Genomic DNA, 21,275 nt, shown 5'->3' with positions numbered 1-21,275 from the left:
GCTATGAGTTAGGAGTTAGGAACCAAAAATTTCTAACTCCTAACTTTTTGGATCAAGTCATGAGTCATGTAGTTATTATCGGTTGCGGTGTAGTTGGCGCAGCGATCGCCTATGAACTAAGTCAAGTTAAAGGTCTGAGTATCACTGTTTTAGATAGCCAGCCACCCGCACAAGCATCCACTGGCGCTGCACTTGGCGTTTTAATGGGTATCATTAGCCAAAAACTCAAAGGAAAAGCTTGGCAGTTACGACAAACTAGCGTCCAACGCTATGAAACTCTGATTCCCGAATTAGAAGCAATCACAGGGCGAAAAATCCCTTTTAACCGTCAGGGAATCGTCAGCCTTTGCTTAGAAGGGGAAGATTTAGCAGATAAACAAAAATTACTAGAAATTCGCCAATCCCAAGGCTGGAATTTAGAAATTTGGGACAAGGCGAAACTGCAAAATCTCTGTCCGCAGATAGTTAACGAACAAGTTACAGGTGCTGTCTATTCTCCGCAAGACCGCCAACTTGACCCCACAGCTTTAACATTAGCTTTAGTTGCAGCTGCTCAACACAACGGCGTTAGCTGTAAATTTGGCGTGACGGTGTTAAATGCCCAATCTTCACCGCAATTAACACCAAGCGAAAACTCTCCCCAAGTTTGTCACCAGCTAGAAACCACAGCTGGAACAATTACGGCTGACTGGGTTGTTGTTGCTGCTGGGTTGGGTTCCACACCCTTAACATCGCAACTCAATCAAAAAATTGATATTCGTCCTGTGCTAGGACAAGCAATACAAGTTAGTTTAGGGCATCCATTAGGAAATCCTGATTTCCAGCCAGCAATTACGGGGAATGATGTGCATATTGTTCCCGTTGGCGGTGGCGATTATTGGATTGGTGCAACTGTCGAATTTCCTAGCGATCGCAATGAAATTCCCCCCAATCAAGAACTACTCGAATCTGTCAGACAACAAGCGATCGCATTTTGTCCAGAATTAGCCAGCGCAACTATTGTCCGTACTTGGTCAGGTTTACGCCCCCGCCCCGAAGGTCGCCCAGCCCCAATTATCGGTAACTTACCAGGGTTTAGTAATGTCCTCTTAGCCACCGGACATTATCGCAACGGCGTTTTACTCGCACCTGCCACAGCTTATGCAATTCGTGAGATGATTATTCCTAGTAATTCTCAATAAAAACTGATTTTTTTATCATTTTGCTTTGGCATTTCATACCAAGGGTTTTTGCATCAAAAATTGATACTTAGGGATTTCCAAGAAATAAATTATTCCATCTTGTGGGGCGGGCATCTTGCCCGCCACATAAGCTGGGCGGACAAGATGTCCACCCCACAATAAATACTGGGATATTTTTTTATTTGGAAGTCCCTTAGTTATTAGTCATTAAACAACAAATGACTAATGACAAAGCGCAAAGTCTGAGCGGAGGAAACCTCCGCTCAGAACTTTGTAAGAATAACAAATGACAAATTGATTTAATAGGAACCTAGCGTGTCAATATCAGAAAATAAAATCACCGTAAATTCATTAGATTGGTTCTATCGCGAAGCTGCACCAATCGGTAGAACTGACTTAATACCTGTAGTATTACTACACGGTATAGTTTCACAAAGTTACAGTTGGCGCAATATTTTACCAGCTTTAGCCAGCCAAGGAACAAGAGCGATCGCCCCCGATTGGATCGGTTATGGCTTTTCCGCAACTCCCGAAAAAAGAGATTTTGCCTACACTCCAGAAGCTTTTATTACAGCTTTAGCAGGATTTATTCAAGCCTTAGAAATTGAAAAATTTTCTTTAGTTGTCCAGGGTTTTTTAGGTTCTGTGGGATTACAATATGCCTTGCGTCACCCAGAACAAATAGCTAACTTAGCTATTTTAAATGCCCCCATTTCCACTGCTGCCAAATTGCCTTGGAAAATTAAACAAATGGGCTTACCTTTAGCAGGTGAAATGATGACACAAGACCCCCTTTTAGTTGATAGAACCCTAGAAGGAGGGAGTCGTTATCGCATAGGAGATAAAGATTTAGATGTTTATCGCCGTCCATTTTTGAAAAGTTCTGCACCAGGGCGGAGTTTGCTTGCAACTATTCGTAATTCGCAACTAGATTCAGCCATGCAAGAAGTTGAATCTGGTTTTAAACAATGGCAACAACCAATTTTAATTCAATGGGGAATGATTGACCCTTGGTTACCTGTAGAAATAGCACAAAGTTTTGTCGATGCTGTACCCAATGCAGAATTAGTCAAACTAAATAACGTTGGTCATTACCCACAAGAACATTATCACGAAACGATTCTCGAAGACCTTTTGCCCTTCATGCGGCGTGCAGAATCAAAGTAATTGGGGTTTGGGGTTTGGTGTTTGGCGTTGAGTGCTTGGTATTTGTTCCGCTTACTTCTTCCCTCTGTGCTTTTCCCCACTACCCCTAATCCGCAATCCGTTACACTTCTTAATTGATTATGCTCATGAGCAATCAGCCTTCGCATAGGGTTTTACCGTAACCTGATAAAGGGAGTACTTGCGGCCATTCAGGCGATGGCTTTGCCAACACCTTTGGCGATCGCTACTCTACAACAACTTGAGAAAGGCAGGTTATAATTCATGGCTTATTCTTGGTTTAAAGCTTTTCATATTATTGGCTTCGTAGTTTGGTTTGCTGGGTTATTTTACCTAGTGCGTCTTTTTATCTATCACGTTGAAGCGAACCAAGAACCAGAACCAGCACGCACGATACTGAAAAATCAGTATCAAATTATGGAAAAACGCCTCTACAATATCATCACTACCCCAGGAATGTTAGTGACGGTAGCAATGGCAATTGGTTTAATCTCAACTGAACCAGATGTATTAAAAGAGGGTTGGTTACATATCAAACTGTTGTTTGTTACTCTCTTAATTGGCTATCATCATTACTGCTCTCGCCTCATGAAAAAATTAGCAGTAGATGAATGCCGTTGGAATAGTCAACAGTTACGTGCTTTAAATGAAGCGCCTACAGTGATGTTGATGGTGATTGTATTACTGGCTGTGTTCAAAAATAATCTGCCTACTGATATCACCGCTTGGGTTATTTTTGCATCGATTATTTTAATGGCAGTGACTATTCAGCTTTACGCTAAAAAACGCAAACGCGATAAAGAAAAGCTAGAAGCACAAATAGGCCAGGTTGTACAAGAACAAAGCTAATACCGCCCAGCATATAATCCCAATCCCTAATCCCCAATCCCTAATCCCCAATCCCCAATCCCCAATCCCTTTTATCATTGGCAGGTTTAGTTTGTTAGATAAAATAAACTAAACTTGCCAAAATTTATAGGAAGTAAACCCCCGATGAATTATCAGCAATTTTTTCATAATCGTGTGGCAATACTAGCAACCATGCATCAAAAAGAGCAAGCTATTGCCCCTATATTGGAAGAATTAAACATTCAAATTATCGTACCGCAGGATTTTAATACTGATATTTTTGGCACATTTACAAGAGAGATAGAACGCCCAGGAAACCAAATTGCAGCAGCTAGATTAAAAGCAGAAAAAGCACTAGAATTAACAGGTAAAAATTTAGCGATCGCTAGTGAAGGTAGCTTTGCACCTCATCCTTATATACCTTATCTTTACTCTAATCGGGAAATCGTCATTTTATTAGATCAAGAAAAAGACTTAGAAATTATTGGCGAAGAATTATCATTAGAAACTAATTTTAATCATCAGATAGCAGAGAATTTTACCGCAGCCTATGATTTTGCCTTAAAAGTTGGGTTTCCTGAACATGGTTTAGTTGTTAGTTATCAGGAATCACCCAAAGATAGCAATGAGATAATTAAAGGTATTACTACTAAAGAAAAACTTACTGAAGCGGTGAATTGGGCATTAAATAATTCTCCCGATGGAAAAGTGCATCTGGAAACCGATATGCGCGCACTTTATAACCCCACCCGCATGAAAAATATTGCCAAAGCCACCCAGAACTTATTAAACAAGATAAAAAGCCAATGTCCACAATGTTATACGCCTGGATTTGAGATTACAGAACGCATCCAAGGCTTACCCTGTGAAATGTGCGCTACACCCACAAATTTATTGCTTGCAGTTGTTTATCAATGCAAAAAATGTGGTTTCAGCCAAGAAAAATTGTTCCCTGAAGATAGAGAATTTGCCGATCCGGCGCAATGTATGTATTGCAACCCCTAGCTGAGATTTCACCTCATAATTTTACCAATGGAAAGATTAAAGGTCTTGTTCCCTTTCCCCCTTCCCCTTTTTCCCCTTAACCCACAAATATTGGTATATTTCTTCCCCACGATAACAAGAAAAAACCCCCTTGCCATTGACAAACAAGAGGGTAACGGTATGGTGTGAGGAGCAAACTCAATGTTTGCTTAAAACTAGTTTAACAACTATCTAGGGAAATTACATAAACATCGTATGAAAATCATGCGAACTATGTATGAAGATAGGTAAATTTCATGAGTTTTTACTTAATGTACTTTTACTAAATTTCATAGATAAGTAAGTAACAAAATTGGCAGTACTTTTTCTATATAATTCAGGTTTACTTACTTAAATCTAGGCAAAAATTGTGACGCACATCAGATTGTCACCCTCTTGGCAAACAGTACTAGCTGAAGAGTTTGATAAACCATATTTCAGTAAGCTACAAAATTTTTTATTAGCGGAACGCCAATCTTATACTATCTACCCACCAGAAGAGCAGATTTTTTCAGCTTTTGAATTGACACCTTATGAGAACGTGAATGTTTTTTTACTAGGTCAAGATCCTTACCATGACCAAAACCAGGCACATGGATTATGCTTTTCTGTACAACCTGGTATCAAGCCGCCACCATCACTAATTAATATATTTAAAGAACTCAAAGATGATGTAGGGTTTGAAATTCCCAATCATGGGTATTTAGTATCATGGGCGAAACAAGGTATTTTGATGCTAAATGCAGTACTAACAGTCAGGGCGCATACACCAAATTCTCATAAAAATCAGGGTTGGGAAACTTTCACAGATGCAGTAATTAGCAAAGTTAACCAAAAGCTAGATCCGGTTGTGTTTGTGTTGTGGGGAGGATACGCCCAAAAAAAGCTGAAATTAATAGATACAAAGCGACATACAGTGATTCAATCTGCCCACCCTTCACCTCTTTCTGCGCGTAATGGCTTTTTTGGTAGCAAACCTTTTTCAGCTATTAATTCAGCTTTGCGTTCCTTTGGTAAGCCAGAGATTGATTGGCAAATTCCAGATTTATAGATTAGGGTCTAGAGGCTAGAGACTTTTTTTAAGCCCAAACTATACTAATTCAAATAATGTTTGCAACAGATAAATTACCTATAAGGGCACGGCATACACAATCTTTTGGTATATTCAATTATCCTACTGGTGCCGTGCCCCTACTCATCTGTGGCATTCTTTTTTCAAAATGGTATTAGTTGGAAGTCCCTTAGCCGCCTTCGCTAAATTCACCAGTAACTAATAGCCAAATTCTTGAGGGAAAATAGCCCTGCACAGGATTTTTTTGCAATGATTTCGCCAAAATTGCACCTAATAATCCCCTGCGTACTTCTGAATCTGTTACCCCTGATATTGCTTGCGCCCTAGAAAAATTGATAAATGCTGTATCGAAATCATCTTTATTAGCCGCCGCTTTGATAGCGATACGCATTAACCGTGCATATTCTGTACCATAGCTGGGGTTGATCCAAAGTCCATTAGGTATGCATTCTCCTGAGAAGAGATTACCTGCTTTCCCGGTAATTTGGCTGATGCATTTGGGCTTATCCTGGGCAGATACACCTGGTATGTTGATTGCTGTAATAGTAGTCATAGCAATTACTACTCCCAGCAAACCCTGATTAACTACTTGTCTCACTGACGTTTATCGAAGATAGATTTACTATTTTTAATTTTTATTAGTCGTTTTACTGTTATTTTCTAGCTTTTAGAGCGTATTTTTTATTTTCAAGGCAATTTGTCACAAAAAGCAAGTGAATACTTGTCGGTTAAGGGCAAAAGGGGAAAGGAAAAAGGGCAAGAAAAACCTTTAACCCTTACCCTTTCACCTTTTCCCCAAACCAAATTCCGAGTTGAAAATCCTTAACTGAGCAGTATAGGGACAAATGACAGCCCTAACTAGTGAGTCGGTGCGTTGCGCTTGGCGACAACACACCCTAAATCTCAAATAATTAGTCACCTTTAGATACAGTAGGCGGTGAACCAGCTGTGACAATGACTACATTTTCTGGTTTAATTAGCTCCTGAATTACCTCCTGCACATCTGACATTTTGACTGACTCAATGCGCTGAGGATATTCGCGAATTTCTTTTGGTGAAAGTCCAAAGACGGAATTGCTCAAAATTGTAGATACTAAATCGCCGGGATTAGCTAACTCTACAGGGTAGCTGTTGGTAAGAGAACGTTTGGCGGTGTTAAATTCTGCTTCAGTTACGCCTTGTTCGCGTACCTGTTTAAGTAACGCCAAAGTGCTGGCGATCGCTTTGTCAGCATCTTGGGGCGCTGTCTGCATCTGGATAAAGAAGGGGCCCGGATTAATTCCCGCAGTGAAGTAGCTATAAATCCCGTAGGTGAAACCTTGGCGATCGCGCACTTCTGTACCCAAGCGGCTAGATAAGGTATCGCCACCTAAAATTTGATTCAGCACCATTGCTGCGTAAAAACGCGGGTCTTTGCGCGAGATGCTGTTGTAACCAATATAAGTAATGGCTTCGGCTTTGCCGGGAATTGCCTTGTTCAAGCGTGTCAAAGTCGTAGGTAAATCTACTTTGGGTAGATTGAGAGTTGGCGGCTTACCTTTGACTTGCCATTTGCCAAAAGTCTGATTGAGTAAAGCTTTTACTTGAGTGGGGTTAAAATCACCCACGAGTGCGATCGTGGTGGTGTCCGGTCGGTAATGTTCTTGGTAGAAGCGAACCAAATCATCACGAGTAATACTCTTGAAAGTATCAGCTGTGGGAAAGCTGTGGAAGGGATGATTTTTTGGGTAAATTGTTTGCTGGAATACTCTTCTAGCGAGAGTTTGAGGGTCATCAAGTTGCACTTTCAAACTCGTCAGCGCCCGTTGTCTTGTCAGTTCTAACTGGTCGGCGGGGAAGGTAGCATTTTGTACTACATCACCCAAAGTTTGAATTAATACGGGCAGATTTGTTGAGATTCCTTGACCGCTAATAATAACTCCTTCACGACTGGCACTAAAATCTAAATCGGCTCCTCTATCTTCTAAGGTTTTCGCCAAAGCCAGAGCATTTTGAGTTTTTGTGCCATTCATTAAGTTTCTAGCAGTTAAATTCGCTAGTCCAGATTTTTGATTACCATCAAATTCCGTACCAGCATCAATTTGTCCATTGAGATTAATTGTGGGGACACTATGGTCAGGTAACAGCAGCACCCGCAAGCCATTTGCCAAGGTAAACTGTTCTGGTAAAGCTTGTTTGCTGGAACTGGTAGCTGAGGTAGCAGGAGGTAAGTATTTCGCCAGTTCTGCTGGATCTACAGGTTTACCAGGGCTAAAGTTTTCCACAGTACGTCCAGAACCTCCACCAGCAGAGGCTTGTTGACCATCTGGTTGAGTTGGTTCAAAGAAACCAATAGTTTGTTTTGCCGGACTGAGGTAAGTTTTCGCCACTCGTTGCACATCTTGTGGCGTAACTTTAGCGATCGCAGCTAAATACTTTTCAACAAAATGGTAATCTCCGGCAATAGTTTGGTTATATCCCAGTTGGTTGGCTTGACTGGTGATGTCTTGGTTACTGAGAATAAATGAAGCTTGTAGTTGAGTTTTGGCGCGATTTAGTTCTTCAGTAGTAACTGGCTGTTGTTGCAGTTTTGCCAAAGATTGTTGCAATACTTGGTAAATTTTCGTTAACTCTTTACCAGGAGCCGCAGTAGCATTAATTTCATACCATCCCGGTTCGAGCAGTTCGGCGGCGCTACCATTAACTGAACTAGCAAGTCCAGATTCTACTAAAGCCTGATAAAGCCGAGAACTACGTCCACCTGTGAGGATAGCATCCATGACATCAATTGCTGGCACATCAGGATGCTTGATATCTGGTAAAGGATACACAACTTGTAGTAATGCTGTACTTCCAGGTTGTTTCAAAACAATCGGTGCTTTGTTCGCCACTGGAGTATTAGCAGGATTCGCTACCTGCTTTGGTTCTGGTAAACTTGTAGCTTGTTTTGGTCGTGGCGTAACCTTGCCAAAAGTTTCTTTTACAGCCTTAAGCGTCGGTTCTGTGGCAAAATCTCCTGTAATTACCAAGGTGGCATTTTCTGGGCTGTAATATCTTTGGTAATAATTTCGTACCTGATCTACAGTAAATTGCTCCACATCAGCTTTTGTTCCTCCCACAGATAAACCATAAGCACGATTGGGAAATGCAGCTTGCATCACTGCTTTACTCAAACGATAGCTGGGGGAATTTTCATATCCTTGCAACTCGGATATTACTACCCGCTTCTCACTCGTTAGTTGCTCAGGCCCAACTAACGAATTTTCCATGCGATCGGCTTCTAAAGTCAGCAGTGCTTCCAGCTTGTCTCGCTGCACCGTGCCAAAATACACTGTTTCGTCATAGCTAGTATAAGCATTAAACTGACTACCTAAAGCACTAAATAACCGCCCAAACTGCACAGGACGTTCTTTAGTACCTTTAAACATTAAATGCTCTAATTGGTGGGAGATACCATTTTCGCCTTTACCTTCATTGCGAGAGCCGACTTTATACCATACCTGCACGCTGACCACAGGTGCAGTATGCACTTCTTTAGTAAGTACTGTTAAACCATTGTCCAATACAGTTTTTTGCACACCCTGGGAAAGTGCAAGACTGGATACAGGCGTGACAGTTGTGGGTGTTGCTGCATTAGTCAGATTGCCAGAAATCGGCGCAGTACTAAGCAGCAAACTCAGTAATAAACCTATAAGCATGTATGAGCGTAGCTTCATAAACAAGTCAAAATGGAAATTCTTAATTTAACTGAGAGTAAAAATAAATGGTAGCAATCTTGAGATAGGAGTTTGGGGATTGGAGAAAAAAGGCGATCGCGAGAATAATGCTTTTTCTTCCTAGTGTAATGAGCGATCGCTTTTTTCGAGACCTCACCACTAAATCTATGACAGAATAATTTTGTTGTCCTACAAGTAATGCGATCGCCTACGACTTATGATTTCTACCGAGCGCCGCTACACTTTGGATGAATATCACGCCATCGAAGAAAAAGCAGAAGGACGCAGCGAATATCGAGATGGAGAAATTGTAGACATTCCCGGACGAACGCTCAAACACAGCCGCATTGGCCGGAATATCTTAGCTTATCTTACCTTTTTGCTACGAGATACTCAATTTGAGCCAATAAACAGCGATTTGCGGCTGTGGATTCCAGAATATAGACGTGGGGTATATCCAGACGTAATGGTTTTTGATGGTGAACCGCAATTAAATGATGGTCGCTTAAATGAAGTCTTGAATCCTTTGCTGATTGTTGAAGTACTCTCTCCTTCCACCGCAGATTACAACCACCAAAACAAATTCCGTATATATCGCTCAATTGTGAGTTTTAGCGAATATTTATTAGTCGAGCAAGATGAACCATTTGTTGAACTTTATAGTAAGCAAACTCAAGGTTGGTTGCTCAGTGAATTTAAAGGTTTAGAAGTAGCTATTTCCCTAGATTCAGTTGGTCTTAAATTACCAATGTCATAAATTTATCGTGGTGTTACTTTTGAATAAAATGGATTTGCTGGAAAAAGGCGATCGCTGCTAATTTAAAAAGTGGTAATCTCTCAATTCTCGGTTTATGAAAATACGATTATTTCAACAGCAAGATGCTGAACAAATAGCACAATTATTTCACGAAACAGTACGTGAAGTTAATATTGGTGACTATTCAGAAAATCAAGTTCAAGCTTGGGCACCAGATAATATTAATTTTAGAAACTGGGCAACAATCTGTGCAGAAAGATTCACTTACGTTGCTGATGACCGAGGTGTAATTGCAGGTTTTGGCGAATTAGAAACCAACGGACATATAGACTGCTTTTACTGCCATAAAAATTATCAGCGCATGGGTGTGGGTAGTAAAATTTATGCGGCAATTGAAGCCAAAACTTATGAATTAGGAATTAATCGCTTATACGTTGAAGCTAGTATTACTGCCAAACGTTTTTTCTTAAGTATGGGGTTTTCCACCATCGCTGAACAACAGGTAGAACGTCGGGGAGAAATTTTTGTAAATTATGCAATGCAGAAGTTTTTAATTTCTCGCTGATTGATTGGCAATGATATAACGCTAATAGGAGCCTGATGATTCTGTCTTGATAATAAGCAAATTGCTATCATCAAACTGAAGGTTGCTGCAATTTGGTGCTCACTTTATATAAAAATAAAAATATCTGCTGGAAGCGTAAGTTCTCAGTTTGCTAAAATAAAGATTCTGCTAGACTTATTTCATACATAACTTTGTCAAAGCTATAGGACTCATATTTGATTTTTGAAAAAACCTAAGTACACTTTTATTTCTTCTTCCCTGTTCCCCGTTCCCTGTTCCCTGTTCCCTCCCTACGCAAATAATTTCAGGAATCAAAGCGGATTCCTATAGTACAACTGTATATTATTAAATAATTGAACGAACTAGGAAGATTTACTAATGCAGTTAGTCAGTCGGGAGCATATTGAGATCGCTTCTGATGTGCGGAGTGGAAAGCCTCGTATTGTTGGTACCCGCATTGCTGTAGAAGATGTGGCAGTAATGCATTTAAAGTTAGGATATTCCTTAGTAGAGATTGCTGGTAAGTATGACTTGTCACTGGCATCTGTTTATGCAGCAATGGCTTATTACTTCGATCACCGCGAGGAAATTGATCGCCGCACAGACCAAGAAGATGAGTTAGTTGAGGTGATGAAGCAAAATCATCCCTCACGGCTTCAAGACAAACTCAGACAGTTACGAAATGAGTGAACGAATTCGCTTCCATCTTGATGAAAATGTCGATCCGGCTATTGCGCTTGGCTTGCGTCGTTATGGAATAGATGTCACAACAACTAATGATGTAAAATTACGCACTAAAAGCGATGAAGTTCAGTTAGCGTTTATTCAGGAAACACAGCGAGTATTGTTTACCCAAGATACTGATTTTTTAATTATTGCAAGTTCTAGACTCGATCATCCTGGTATTACCTACTGTAGGAAAGGAACTCGTTCAATTGGTGAAATTATTCAAACCTTGGTTTTGATTTATGAAGTAATGACACCTGAAGAGATGGTGGGACATGTCGAGTTTTTGTGAAATAAAAGCAGCACCAAAGTTTTGCGATCGCTGAAGTAAAGTTGTAAGCGATCGCTTATTTTTGGGGATTTAGGCAAGAAAAAAAGGTTTATCTTAACTGTATTACACAATAGATAAGACATTTCATCAAAAACCGGAAAGCAGAAACTTTCCGGTTCTTGAGTATTGATTATTCGTATAGCGTAGCAATTTCAAATAATTGCGATCGCTACTTTGTAACAGCAACTTTCATATCCAAAGTCCGTACCAAAAACGCCCACTTATCTGTTAGTTCGTCAATAGTTTTAGTTGTGGGTTTACCTGCACCATGTCCGGCTTTAGTCTCAATTCTAATGAGTACAGGCGCATTACCAGCTTGAGCAGCTTGCAAAGTCGCCGCAAATTTGAAACTATGAGCAGGAACCACGCGATCGTCATGATCGGCTGTAGTAATCAAGGTTGCTGGGTAAGCTGTCCCTGGTTTAATGTTGTGCAATGGTGAATAGGCATATAGTGCTTTAAATTCTTCTGGGTTATCTGGCGAACCATATTCCGAAGTCCAAGCCCAACCGATGGTAAATTTGTGGAATCGCAACATATCCATTACCCCAACTGCTGCTAAAGCTGCACCAAACAAATCGGGACGCTGAGTCATACAAGCACCCACCAATAAACCGCCATTACTACCACCTGCGATCGCTAGTTTTGCAGATTTGGTATAACCATTGGCGATTAGCCACTCAGCCGCAGCAATAAAGTCATCAAAGACATTTTGCTTTTTAAACTTCATTCCGGCTTCGTGCCATTCTTCACCATACTCCCCACCACCGCGGATATTAGGCATTGCATGGATACCACCCATTTCCATCCAAACCAAAAGGCTTACAGAAAAACTCGGTGTCATTGAGGCATTAAAACCACCATAACCATAAAGATATGTAGGATTATTCCCGTCTAACTTAATGCCTTTTTTATGAGTGATAAACATTGGCACTTTGGTGCCATCTTTGCTTTGATAAAATACTTGTTTAGTTTCGTAATTTTCGGGATTAAAATCTACCTTTGGTTCCCGAAAAACCTCACTTTTACCCGTCACCATATCATAGCGATAGATGGTGCCTGGTGTCGTAAAGCTCGTGAAACTATAAAAAGTTTCGGTATCATAGCGCTTGCCATAAAAGCCATCTACTGAGCCAATTCCTGGTAGTTCTACTTCCCGGACTAATGCACCTTTCAGGTCAAAAATTTTAATTTGGCTGCGCGCATCTTTAAGATAATCAGCAACAAACTGATTATTTAAAATACTGACACCTTCTAAAGTTTCTGCTGACTGGGAAATAATTTCTTGCCAGTTTTCCTTTGCTGGCTTTTCAATATCAATCGCAACAACTCTGCCCCGTGGAGCTTTTAAATTGGTACGAAAATAAAAAACACTATCATCATGCTCAATAAAACTGTAATCTGCCTCAAATTGGTTAATCAGTTCTACAACTGCCGATTTAGGATTAGTTAAATCTTTATAAAAAACTAAATTTTTAGAATCAGTTCCTAACCAAACTGATATGATTAAAAATTTGCCATCTTCTGTAACTCCACCATTAAAACCCCATTCTTTCTGGTCAAGACGTTGATAAATTAACAAATCATCTGATTGTGGAGTACCTAAGCGATGATAATAAAGCTTTTGATAATAGTTGGTATCTGCTAATTTAGTTTTATTATTTGGTTCGTCATAGCGGCTATAAAAAAATCCTTGATTATCATTTGTCCAAGAAACATCAGAAAATTTTATCCATTTCAGATGGTCTGGTAAATCTTTACCTGTTTCAATATCGCGAACTTTCCACTCTTGCCAATCAGAACCAGATGTAGATAAACTGTAAGCTAATAATTGAGCATTGTTACTAATAGATAATCCAGAAAGAGCCACTGTCCCATCTTCGGAAAGTTTGTTGGGGTCAAGTAAAACTTTTGGTTCAGAATCAAGAGTTTTTAGAGTGTAGAGAACGCTTTGATTTTGCAGCCCATCATTTTTGAAATAAAAATAACGTTCGGTAGAATTATCTCCCAGAGATTTGCCTTCTTTAAATGGAATACTGTATCTTTCGTAATTCCATAATTTAGTGAGGCGCTGTCTAATTTTTTCTTTATCAGGAACTTGATTTATATAGGCGGACGTAACTTGATTTTGCGCCTCAATCCAACTTCTGGTTTCTGCCGAGTCGGGATTTTCTAACCAACGGTAAGGATCTGCTACTACAGTACCGTGATAGTTATCAACTTGATTGCTTTTGCGGCTAGGTGGGTAAGTCAGCATTTTTTTTGATGGAACTCGTTGCTGTGCATATTGTTTGAGGAAGTAACTCCTCTGCAAATTTTCCCCATCTGTGAATTTCTCAACTAATACTTGTGGAGAGAACTTGCTGGAAATTTTAGCATTAGCGACAGCAGCAGGTAGCAACCATTGGCAAAATATCATTGTTGCCAAAAAGGTTGCTAAAAGCCGAGTCCATTTGGCTTTTAGCATTGTGAATGATGAATGATGAATATAAATTATTAATCTCAGCGCCAACTTGCCTACAACGCTGGCTCTCCTTGATTTTTGCCAGCCAGTTCACTTCACAAAGGCAACCTCTGCAAGTGACTGGCTCTTCTTGACTGTTGAATTTTGGCCTCCGTAACAGAATATTTGTGTGTCCTTTGCAGAAATACTGGAATCGTTTAGGCAGTAGTATTCAGAATCAGTTTTTCTCCTTTGAGCATCCGTACTGCAGCTTCTAGTAAAGCTTCTTCTAGGTAAGGCTTGGTAAAGTAACCGCTAGCACCTAGTTGGATTGCCATTTGTCTGTGCTTATCTGCACCGCGCGAGGTGAGCATAGCGATGGGGAGGTGGTTGAGGTTGTGATCTTTCTGAATACGAGAGAGCAACTCCAGCCCGTCACAGCGAGGCATTTCAATATCGCAGAATACGATATCACAAGGCAACCCAGAGCGGAGTTTATCCCAAGCTTCTTGACCATCTCTTGCTTGTTCTACGCGGTAACCTGCCTTATTAAAGGTGAGAGAAAGTAATTCTCTTACTGTAATTGAGTCATCAACAATCAGTACTGTTGGATCAATTTTCTCAATTGTGACTTCCGGTAGAGTCGGAGCAGATTTTTGCTGCCAAAGGCCACTACTTTGTTTAGACATCCGTCCTTGGAAGATGTCCATAATTTCTAGCACGTCAGCAATCGGCATAATCCGACCATCCCCTAAGACGGTAGCACCTGCTACACCTAAAGGTTTGGGTGCTGGCCCTTCAAATTGCTTAATTACAATTTCTTGCTCACTCAGTACTAAGTCTATTTGTAAGGCGAGTAGGTTATTTGCTGATCGCACTACGACCACAGAAACCATATCATCATCGCGAGTTCCACCGTAAACACTACCGCGACTGATTTGGCGATTGACGGCTAAAAGCTCTTTCAGTGGACGGAATGGCAATATTGTGTCTCGCCAAGCAATAAATGTTTGGCCATCGGCATTGTGCTGAATACTCTTGACAGGGATATCTAAAGTATCTTCTACTCCGTCCATTGGGAAGGCAATTCTGGCTTTATCAGAAACACAACAAAGGGCTTTACAAATACTCAAGGTAAGTGGTAGACGAATTGTAAAGGTAGTTCCTTTACTGATCACAGAATCAGTGCTAACTGTTCCGCGCACTTCGCTAATTTCCGAGCGTACGATGTCCATTCCCACGCCACGCCCAGAAATCTCATCAGCTTCGTCTTTAATACTAAAGCCAGAGTGAAACAGCAAGTTGTAGATTTCTATGCGCGTGATGGTTTTTGCTTCTTCTGCTGTCAGCATTCCCAACTTCAACGCTTTGGCTTTGATTTTTTCGGTATCTATACCTGCACCATCATCGCCCACAGAGATCACAGTTTGGTTACCTTGGTGGAAAGCGCGAATCTTGATTTCTCCCACAGGATTTTTACCTGCAGCTTGTCGCACCTCTGGGGTTTCAATACCGTGAGCGATCGCATTATTGAGCATATGAGTTAGTGGATCGGTCAGGTGATCCAAAATCATTTTGTCAATTAAGGTATCTCCACCCTCAATCATTAACTCCACTTGCTTACCATATTTAATGGCATTATCCCGTACTCCTCGCCGCAAGCGATCGATAGCTTGGGAGAAAGGCACCATTCGGGCGCGTGTTAATCCCTCTTGGAGTTGAGTTGTGGCTTGTCGAAACTGTCGCGCTACTCTCTCGGTTTCTTCCGTCACAAAGTCAATGTCACTCGCTGACTCACGTACCCTGACGATCATTTCAATCATTTCTTGGGACAGTGTATGGAAAGGCGTAAACCGATCCATTTCCAATTCACTGAAACCCCTGTCAGAATTGGAATCACTTGATGAGGCACCAGATTCTCTATGTTTGCGGGTAGCTAACAAAGAAGCTTCCAAAAGCGATCGCTCGTATAATTCTTGCATCCGCGCGCCAACATCAGATAGCTGTTGTACCTGAATCAACAAGTTATCTAGTGACTGTCGCAGACGTTCGTGATCCTGTTCCAAGGTATTGCGATTAACTACCAGTTCCCCAACTAGATTGCTCATATCATCTAGTTGCTTCACTGGAACTTTCATGGTTTCTTCAAATCTTGCACCCCTACGCGTAGCGGGACGTGCGGCTTTACCTGGGGTTGATTTGATTGATGGTGAATGAGATATTGTTTGATCTGCTTCCGCCAACAATTTTTCTAAGTCACCAAATTCATCTTCTAATTCTGGTGATGTAGCAGCAGTGCTGGCATTATTGTAAGCGGTAGGTGGTTGCGATTGTTGTGGGTAAACAGGTAAAGGTGCTGCTGATGGCTCCTCATTGAGATCCGTATCCAACAATGCTTCCAGAGCAGCAAAATCTTCTTCTGGTAAGGGTGACGCTAATTCCTCTTCTAGTAATGTTTCTAATTCAGCAAATTCATCTTCTGGAGTTGATGGTGGCACATCCAATTCGGCTTCTGCTGCTGTAATTGTTGCCACTTCATCGGTTTGGGTTATGTTCTCCAAAGATGCAGACAAATTATTTGCTGCATCTAATACATCTAATTCAACTATACTGTTTGCGTAGGCGTAGCCCGTCGTAGACATCGCAGCATCAGTGTCTTGGGTATTCGCTGTGTCCTCCAGCTTTGTTTCGGCTTGCAGTATAGTTTCTGTTGTTAATAAATCATCTAGTAAGTTTAATTCTGCGCTATCAGCAACAGTCGTTTCTGCAGTATCCAAAATCTCTGAATTTATTTCAGGCTGTGCTAATTCTGCTACTTCGCCGAAATTCAGTTCTAAATCTGCTGATGTTGCTAGTAAATCATCACCTAAATCTAATGTTGCAAATTCATCATTAGTTGTTTCTGCAGTTTCAACATTTGCCAATAAATCTAGATTATTTTCCGGCTGTGCTAATTCTGCTACTTCGCCAAAGTTCAGTTCTAAATCTGCTGATGTTGCCAGTAAATCATCACCTAAATCTAATGTTGCAAATTCATCATTAGTTGTTTCTGCAGTTTCAACATTTGCCAATAAATCTAGATTATTTTCCGGCTGTGCTAATTCTGCTACTTCGCCGAAGTTCAGTTCTAAATCTGCTGTTGCTAGTAAATCATCACCTAAATCTAATGTTTCAACACCATCATTAGTTGTTTCTGCGGTTTCAACATTTGTAAATAAATCTAGATTTGCTTCCGGCTGTGCTAATTCTGCCGCTTCATTAACATTCAGTTCTAAATCTGCTGATGTTGCCAGTAAATCATCACCTAAATCTAATGCTGCAACACCATCATTAGTTGTTTCTGCAGTTTCAACATTTGCCAATAAATCTAGATTATTTTCCGGCTGTGATAATTCTGCTACTTCGCCGAAGTTCAGTTCTAAATCTGCTGTTGCTAGTAAATCATCACCTAAATCTAATGTTTCAACACCATCATTAGTTGTTTCTGCGGTTTCAACATTTGTAAATAAATCTAGATTTGCTTCCGGCTGTGCTAATTCTGCCGCTTCATTAACATTCAGTTCTAAATCTGCTGATGTTGCCAGTAAATCATCACCTAAATCTAATGCTGCAACACCATCATTAGTTGTTTCTGCAGTTTCAACATTTGCCAATAAATCTAGATTATTTTCCGGCTGTGATAATTCTGCCGCTTCATTAAAATTCAGTTCTAAATCTGCTGTTGCTAGTAAATCATCACCTAAATCTAATGTTTCAACACCATCATTAGTTGTTTCTGCAGTTTCAACATTTGCCAATAAATCTAGATTATTTTCCGGCTGTGCTAATTCTGCTACTTCGCCAAAATTCAGTTCTAAATCTGCTGATGTTGCCAGTAAATCATCACCTAAATCTAATGCTGCAACACCATCATTAGTTGTTTCTGCAGTTTCAACATTTGCCAATAAATCTAGATTATTTTCCGGCTGTGCTAATTCTGCCGCTTCATTAAAATTCAGTTCTAAATCTGCTGTTGCTAGTAAATCATCACCTAAATCTAATGTTGCAAACTCATCATTAGTTGTTTCTGCAGTTTCAACATTTGCCAATAAATCTAGATTATTTTCCGGCTGTGCTAATTCTGCTACTTCGCCAAAATTCAGTTCTAAATCTGCTGATGTTGCCAGTAAATCATCACCTAAATCTAATGCTGCAACACCATCATTAGTTGTTTCTGCAGTTTCAACATTTGCCAATAAATCTAGATTTATTTCAGGCTGTGCTAATTCTGCTACTTCGCCAAAGTTCAGTTCTAAATCTGCTGATGTTGCTAGTAAATCATCACCTAAATCTAATGTTGCAAACTCATCATTAGTTGTTTCTGCAGTTTCAACATTTGCCAATAAATCTAGATTTGCTTCCGGTTGTGATAATTCTGCTACTTCGCCGAAGTTCAGTTCTAAATCTGCTGATGTTGCTAGTAACTCATCACCTAAATCTAATGTTGTAACAGCATCATTAGTTGTTTCTCCAATTTCAACATTTGCCAATAAATCTAGATTTGCTTCCGGTTGTGATAATTCTGCTACTTCGTCGAAGTTCAGTTCTAAATCTGCTGATGTTGCTAGTAACTCATCACCTAAATCTAAGTCTAACGCCGAAACATCTTCATTAGTGGTTTCTGCGATTTCGACATTTGATAATAAATCGAGGTTTTGTGGACGTTGTTGTACTTCTGTGGATTCGTTGAAATCCAAGCCTAAATTATCTGCTGTTGATAATAAATCGAGGTTGTGTGGACGCTGTTGTACCTCTGTGGATTCGTTGAAATCCAATTTTAAATCATCTGCTGTTGTTAGTAAGTCATCGCCTAAATCTAATTCGGGAGTCTCAGAAATCCTGATTGCTAAAGGATCAAGCTGAATATACGTTGATTGAGAGGTGTTGATATTCTCAAATAACAATTGTGGATTATCACTGCTATTGTCGTTGATGACATTAAACAAATCATTATCTGCAGAACTACTAAATGTATTATCTATTGATGGCTGATTGGTAAATTCTGGGGTGAAATCTAATTCGGGAGGTAATGTAGTTGATGGGAGTGAAGAGTGTAGGCTCAGTCCTTCATAGATATCGCTTTCCTCTGGTATCAAGCTGCGAATTTCTGTCACAGGTAATTCGTTAGCATCAGTAGAAGAAATAGCTGTGTTGTCTGATGTCAAATCTGCAAATAAATCATCTCCAGTATCAGCTTCAAACATCAGATCGATTTGCTCATCATCTGACTGAAAAGTCAGATTAAAATCTTCTACGTCAAAAAGAGGTACTGAGGATTGAGCTAACTGGCTATCATCCAAAAAGTCATGAGATGCTGTAAACAAACTCTCCTCTAATGCTTTGGCGACATCTTGCTCAACCCGAGAACCCAATTCTAGCTGCGGTTCTGCGCCAGATTCCTCATTCCAGAAGTTGCTTAAATCTTCTGCAGAAAGATCGTAATCTCTGGCTACTGTTGCTTGCGGATCGAATAAATCGTCAACTGTTGATTCGCTAGTAGAAAGTAGAGAGTTTTCTCCCAAGTCAGTAAATGGATTATCCAAAGATAAGCTTTCTGGCTGTGGGAAGTTAATTGGAGAAATTTCTTCTAGCAGACTTTCATTTGCAGTTTCTGAGAATAAGTCATCAAAACTCGCTTCTGGTTGATTTAATTCGCCTAGCGACAGTAGATTGTTATCATCTAGCTCTAGACCTAATAAATCTTGTACTACATCCTGTGGGGCAATATCGCCAGGATATTCTTGCAGAATTTTTGTAAATTCTCTGAGACTTTCATTAGTAGATGAGTTTAAATTGATATCGTTTTGAGAGCTATTGCTGATATCAGAGTTTCTCGCTGATGTTTGTGCAGGTTGCTGTGTAGGAGTTTCTTTGTCTAAGAAGTTTTCACCGAATAATAGACTGAAATCTTCTGTTTGAATAATAGTTTGTTTAGACTCATCAACACTCGTAGGTTCATCAAAAGACAGTAAGTCAGCTAAATCGCTATCAGCATCTTCAGTATTACTAGTACTGATCTCAATGCCCAATTTGTTGGCAGCATTAATGTCTAATATTTCTTCTTGTTGCCAAGTTTCATCTAGTTCGGGAGCTTCACCTTCAAATAAATCAGCAAGTGTATTTAACTCAGCAATTCCAACTTCTGGCCCTTTGGGGTCAAGATTATGATTGGTTAGTACTGTTTCATCTTCATTATTTGGCAACAAGTTAAATAACTCAGAAGTCTCAGGCTTATAATTTTCTTTATTGGTAAAAATATTTTTCTCTTGTTGAACTGCTGCTGTTAGATCAGGTAAGCTAGCTATATTGTTATTAGTTGTATTAACAAAATTATCCAGCCTTGGAGCAGCTAACTCATTAGCGATCGCTTCAGTATTAGCTTTAGCAAATGGAGTTGTCCCAGTTGCAGATTCATCTGGTAAATCGGTAGAGATTTCAAATAACTCAACTTCAGGGAAACTCAAGATAACTTCTAGTTGCTGGCTAATGACAATCTCAGATTCTTTACCTTTAAGAACTAATTCCTGAGCTTTTTTTATTTCTGTAATGACAATTTTTGCCAGAGTTAGATAACTATTATCTGGATTGGCGATCGCATTTTCTGCAGCTTCGCATAACTTACACCAGTTGGGCAAATTAAATGTTTCACCCAATATGACTAATTGGTGACAAGTTTGCTGGAGATTTTGCCGACTTTCCTGGGTTGTCCCTTGTTTAAATAGCTGCAACATTTCTCGTAGCGTTTGCAGCACTTGCGCTTGAAACTCACCCCAATTATCATTTGCTTTAGTAACAACTGGCGTAGGCTTTTGGAGTGGTGATTCTTCTTCCGGGACAGGGAAATCCCGTTGCATGAAAATTTCTGTCAGTGTGTGGGAGTTATCAGCAAAAGCTGGCTGCATTGCTGGTGCAACGCGACTGTCTACACCACCGCTTGCTTGTTGTACAAGTAGTTCCAAATGCTCGTTCAGCCATTGAAAGACTGGCTCAGTTTCTGACATCAATGTATTAGCTGTCTCTTCTGACAAACCAAATGGCCCGCTCAAATTCTCAAGCAGCGCTTTGAGTGTATCAGAAACCCCGAGAAATAAGGACTCTAACTTTTGGTCAACCTGAATCGGATTTTCTTTGAGAACCTTGAAACAATCTTCTAGGCGGTGAGATGTATGCTGGATGCTACTCAAACCAAGCATCGCCGCTCCTCCTTTAATGGAGTGAGCCGCCCGGAAGACTTCGTTGATCATTTCTGGATCGTTCAGGGTACTCTGAAGATTTAACAACCCCTGCTCAATGGTATTCAGGTGGTCTCTTGCTTCTTCAATAAAGTAACCTAAAATGCGCTGTTGTTGTTCCGGCAGCATAGGACATGATGAAGGATAAAGGATGAAAGAAAAAGATGAAAGATCAAGGTTAAAGGTTAAAGGGACTGA

The 21,275-nt window shown here is 40.2% G+C and carries 13 protein-coding genes; 9 read left to right on the top strand and 4 right to left on the bottom strand.

Annotation, left to right across the window (positions count from 1 at the left end):
- Positions 1–59: 59 nt before the first annotated feature.
- From HG267_RS19415 to ung, 5 genes are all read left to right on the top strand, one after another.
- Positions 60–1,181 (top strand): NAD(P)/FAD-dependent oxidoreductase, encoded by a 1,122-nt coding sequence (locus tag HG267_RS19415; RefSeq protein ID WP_045867624.1) that lies wholly within the window; start codon positions 60–62, stop codon positions 1,179–1,181.
- Between the two features lie 315 nt (positions 1,182–1,496).
- Positions 1,497–2,348 carry an alpha/beta fold hydrolase gene (locus tag HG267_RS19410; RefSeq protein WP_045867625.1) on the top strand — a complete coding sequence of 284 codons (852 nt, stop codon included), beginning with the start codon at positions 1,497–1,499 and terminating at the stop codon, positions 2,346–2,348.
- A gap of 261 nt (positions 2,349–2,609) precedes the next feature.
- Positions 2,610–3,194 carry a protoporphyrinogen oxidase HemJ gene (gene hemJ, locus HG267_RS19405; protein ID WP_045867626.1) on the top strand — a complete coding sequence of 195 codons (585 nt, stop codon included), beginning with the start codon at positions 2,610–2,612 and terminating at the stop codon, positions 3,192–3,194.
- A gap of 144 nt (positions 3,195–3,338) precedes the next feature.
- The gene (locus HG267_RS19400; protein ID WP_045867627.1) at positions 3,339–4,199 is read left to right on the top strand and encodes a DUF6671 family protein; all 861 of its coding nucleotides are present in this window, start codon (positions 3,339–3,341) and stop codon (positions 4,197–4,199) included.
- 388 nt (positions 4,200–4,587) lie between these two features.
- Positions 4,588–5,268, top strand: a complete 681-nt coding sequence (ung, locus tag HG267_RS19395; RefSeq protein WP_045867628.1) for a uracil-DNA glycosylase — start codon at positions 4,588–4,590, stop codon at positions 5,266–5,268.
- A gap of 190 nt (positions 5,269–5,458) precedes the next feature.
- On the opposite strand, the gene HG267_RS19390 is transcribed toward ung, so the two are convergent.
- On the bottom strand, positions 5,459–5,842 hold the full coding sequence (locus HG267_RS19390; protein ID WP_045867629.1) for a hypothetical protein: 384 nt from the start codon (positions 5,840–5,842) through the stop codon (positions 5,459–5,461).
- A 358-nt stretch (positions 5,843–6,200) separates the two neighbouring features.
- On the bottom strand, positions 6,201–8,966 hold the full coding sequence (locus tag HG267_RS19385) for a M16 family metallopeptidase (RefSeq protein ID WP_045867630.1): 2,766 nt from the start codon (positions 8,964–8,966) through the stop codon (positions 6,201–6,203).
- Positions 8,967–9,201: 235 nt separating this feature from the next.
- Between HG267_RS19385 and HG267_RS19380 the strand changes: the two genes are divergently transcribed.
- The 4 genes from HG267_RS19380 (at position 9,202) to HG267_RS19365 (ending at position 11,324) form a co-directional block, all read left to right on the top strand.
- Positions 9,202–9,741 (top strand): Uma2 family endonuclease, encoded by a 540-nt coding sequence (locus tag HG267_RS19380; RefSeq protein WP_045867631.1) that lies wholly within the window; start codon positions 9,202–9,204, stop codon positions 9,739–9,741.
- 94 nt (positions 9,742–9,835) lie between these two features.
- Entirely contained in the window at positions 9,836–10,306 is a 471-nt protein-coding gene (locus HG267_RS19375; RefSeq protein WP_045867632.1) for a GNAT family N-acetyltransferase, read from the top strand.
- Between the two features lie 378 nt (positions 10,307–10,684).
- A complete protein-coding gene (locus HG267_RS19370) occupies positions 10,685–10,996 on the top strand; it encodes a DUF433 domain-containing protein (protein ID WP_045867633.1) in 312 nt (103 codons plus the stop codon).
- Positions 10,989–11,324 (top strand): DUF5615 family PIN-like protein, encoded by a 336-nt coding sequence (locus HG267_RS19365; RefSeq protein WP_045867634.1) that lies wholly within the window; start codon positions 10,989–10,991, stop codon positions 11,322–11,324. The genes HG267_RS19370 and HG267_RS19365 overlap by 8 nt, the downstream gene beginning before the upstream one ends.
- A 208-nt stretch (positions 11,325–11,532) precedes the next feature.
- Here HG267_RS19365 and HG267_RS19360 read toward each other — a convergent pair whose 3' ends face one another.
- Both HG267_RS19360 and HG267_RS19355 read right to left on the bottom strand, forming a co-directional pair.
- Positions 11,533–13,620, bottom strand: a complete 2,088-nt coding sequence (locus HG267_RS19360; protein ID WP_045868792.1) for a prolyl oligopeptidase family serine peptidase — start codon at positions 13,618–13,620, stop codon at positions 11,533–11,535.
- A gap of 404 nt (positions 13,621–14,024) precedes the next feature.
- Positions 14,025–21,206 carry a response regulator gene (locus tag HG267_RS19355; protein ID WP_045867635.1) on the bottom strand — a complete coding sequence of 2,394 codons (7,182 nt, stop codon included), beginning with the start codon at positions 21,204–21,206 and terminating at the stop codon, positions 14,025–14,027.
- Positions 21,207–21,275 lie beyond the last annotated feature (69 nt).

The organism is Tolypothrix sp. PCC 7601, assembly GCF_025677855.1.
Taxonomy (GTDB): domain Bacteria; phylum Cyanobacteriota; class Cyanobacteriia; order Cyanobacteriales; family Nostocaceae; genus Aulosira; species Aulosira diplosiphon.
This window is presented reverse-complemented; position numbering and strand designations above follow the sequence as displayed.

What these genes read in the sequence shown, in the direction of transcription:
- HG267_RS19380 (WP_045867631.1), top strand. Translation starts at nt 9,202, where the DNA reads ATGATTTCTACCGAGCGCCGCTACACTTTGGATGAATATCACGCCATC.
- hemJ (WP_045867626.1), top strand. Translation starts at nt 2,610, where the DNA reads ATGGCTTATTCTTGGTTTAAAGCTTTTCATATTATTGGCTTCGTAGTT.
- HG267_RS19355 (WP_045867635.1), bottom strand. Translation starts at nt 21,206, where the DNA reads ATGCTGCCGGAACAACAACAGCGCATTTTAGGTTACTTTATTGAAGAA.
- HG267_RS19375 (WP_045867632.1), top strand. Translation starts at nt 9,836, where the DNA reads ATGAAAATACGATTATTTCAACAGCAAGATGCTGAACAAATAGCACAA.
- HG267_RS19415 (WP_045867624.1), top strand. Translation starts at nt 60, where the DNA reads ATGAGTCATGTAGTTATTATCGGTTGCGGTGTAGTTGGCGCAGCGATC.
- HG267_RS19370 (WP_045867633.1), top strand. Translation starts at nt 10,685, where the DNA reads ATGCAGTTAGTCAGTCGGGAGCATATTGAGATCGCTTCTGATGTGCGG.
- HG267_RS19385 (WP_045867630.1), bottom strand. Translation starts at nt 8,966, where the DNA reads ATGCTTATAGGTTTATTACTGAGTTTGCTGCTTAGTACTGCGCCGATT.
- HG267_RS19365 (WP_045867634.1), top strand. Translation starts at nt 10,989, where the DNA reads ATGAGTGAACGAATTCGCTTCCATCTTGATGAAAATGTCGATCCGGCT.
- HG267_RS19390 (WP_045867629.1), bottom strand. Translation starts at nt 5,842, where the DNA reads ATGACTACTATTACAGCAATCAACATACCAGGTGTATCTGCCCAGGAT.
- HG267_RS19400 (WP_045867627.1), top strand. Translation starts at nt 3,339, where the DNA reads ATGAATTATCAGCAATTTTTTCATAATCGTGTGGCAATACTAGCAACC.
- HG267_RS19360 (WP_045868792.1), bottom strand. Translation starts at nt 13,620, where the DNA reads ATGCTGACTTACCCACCTAGCCGCAAAAGCAATCAAGTTGATAACTAT.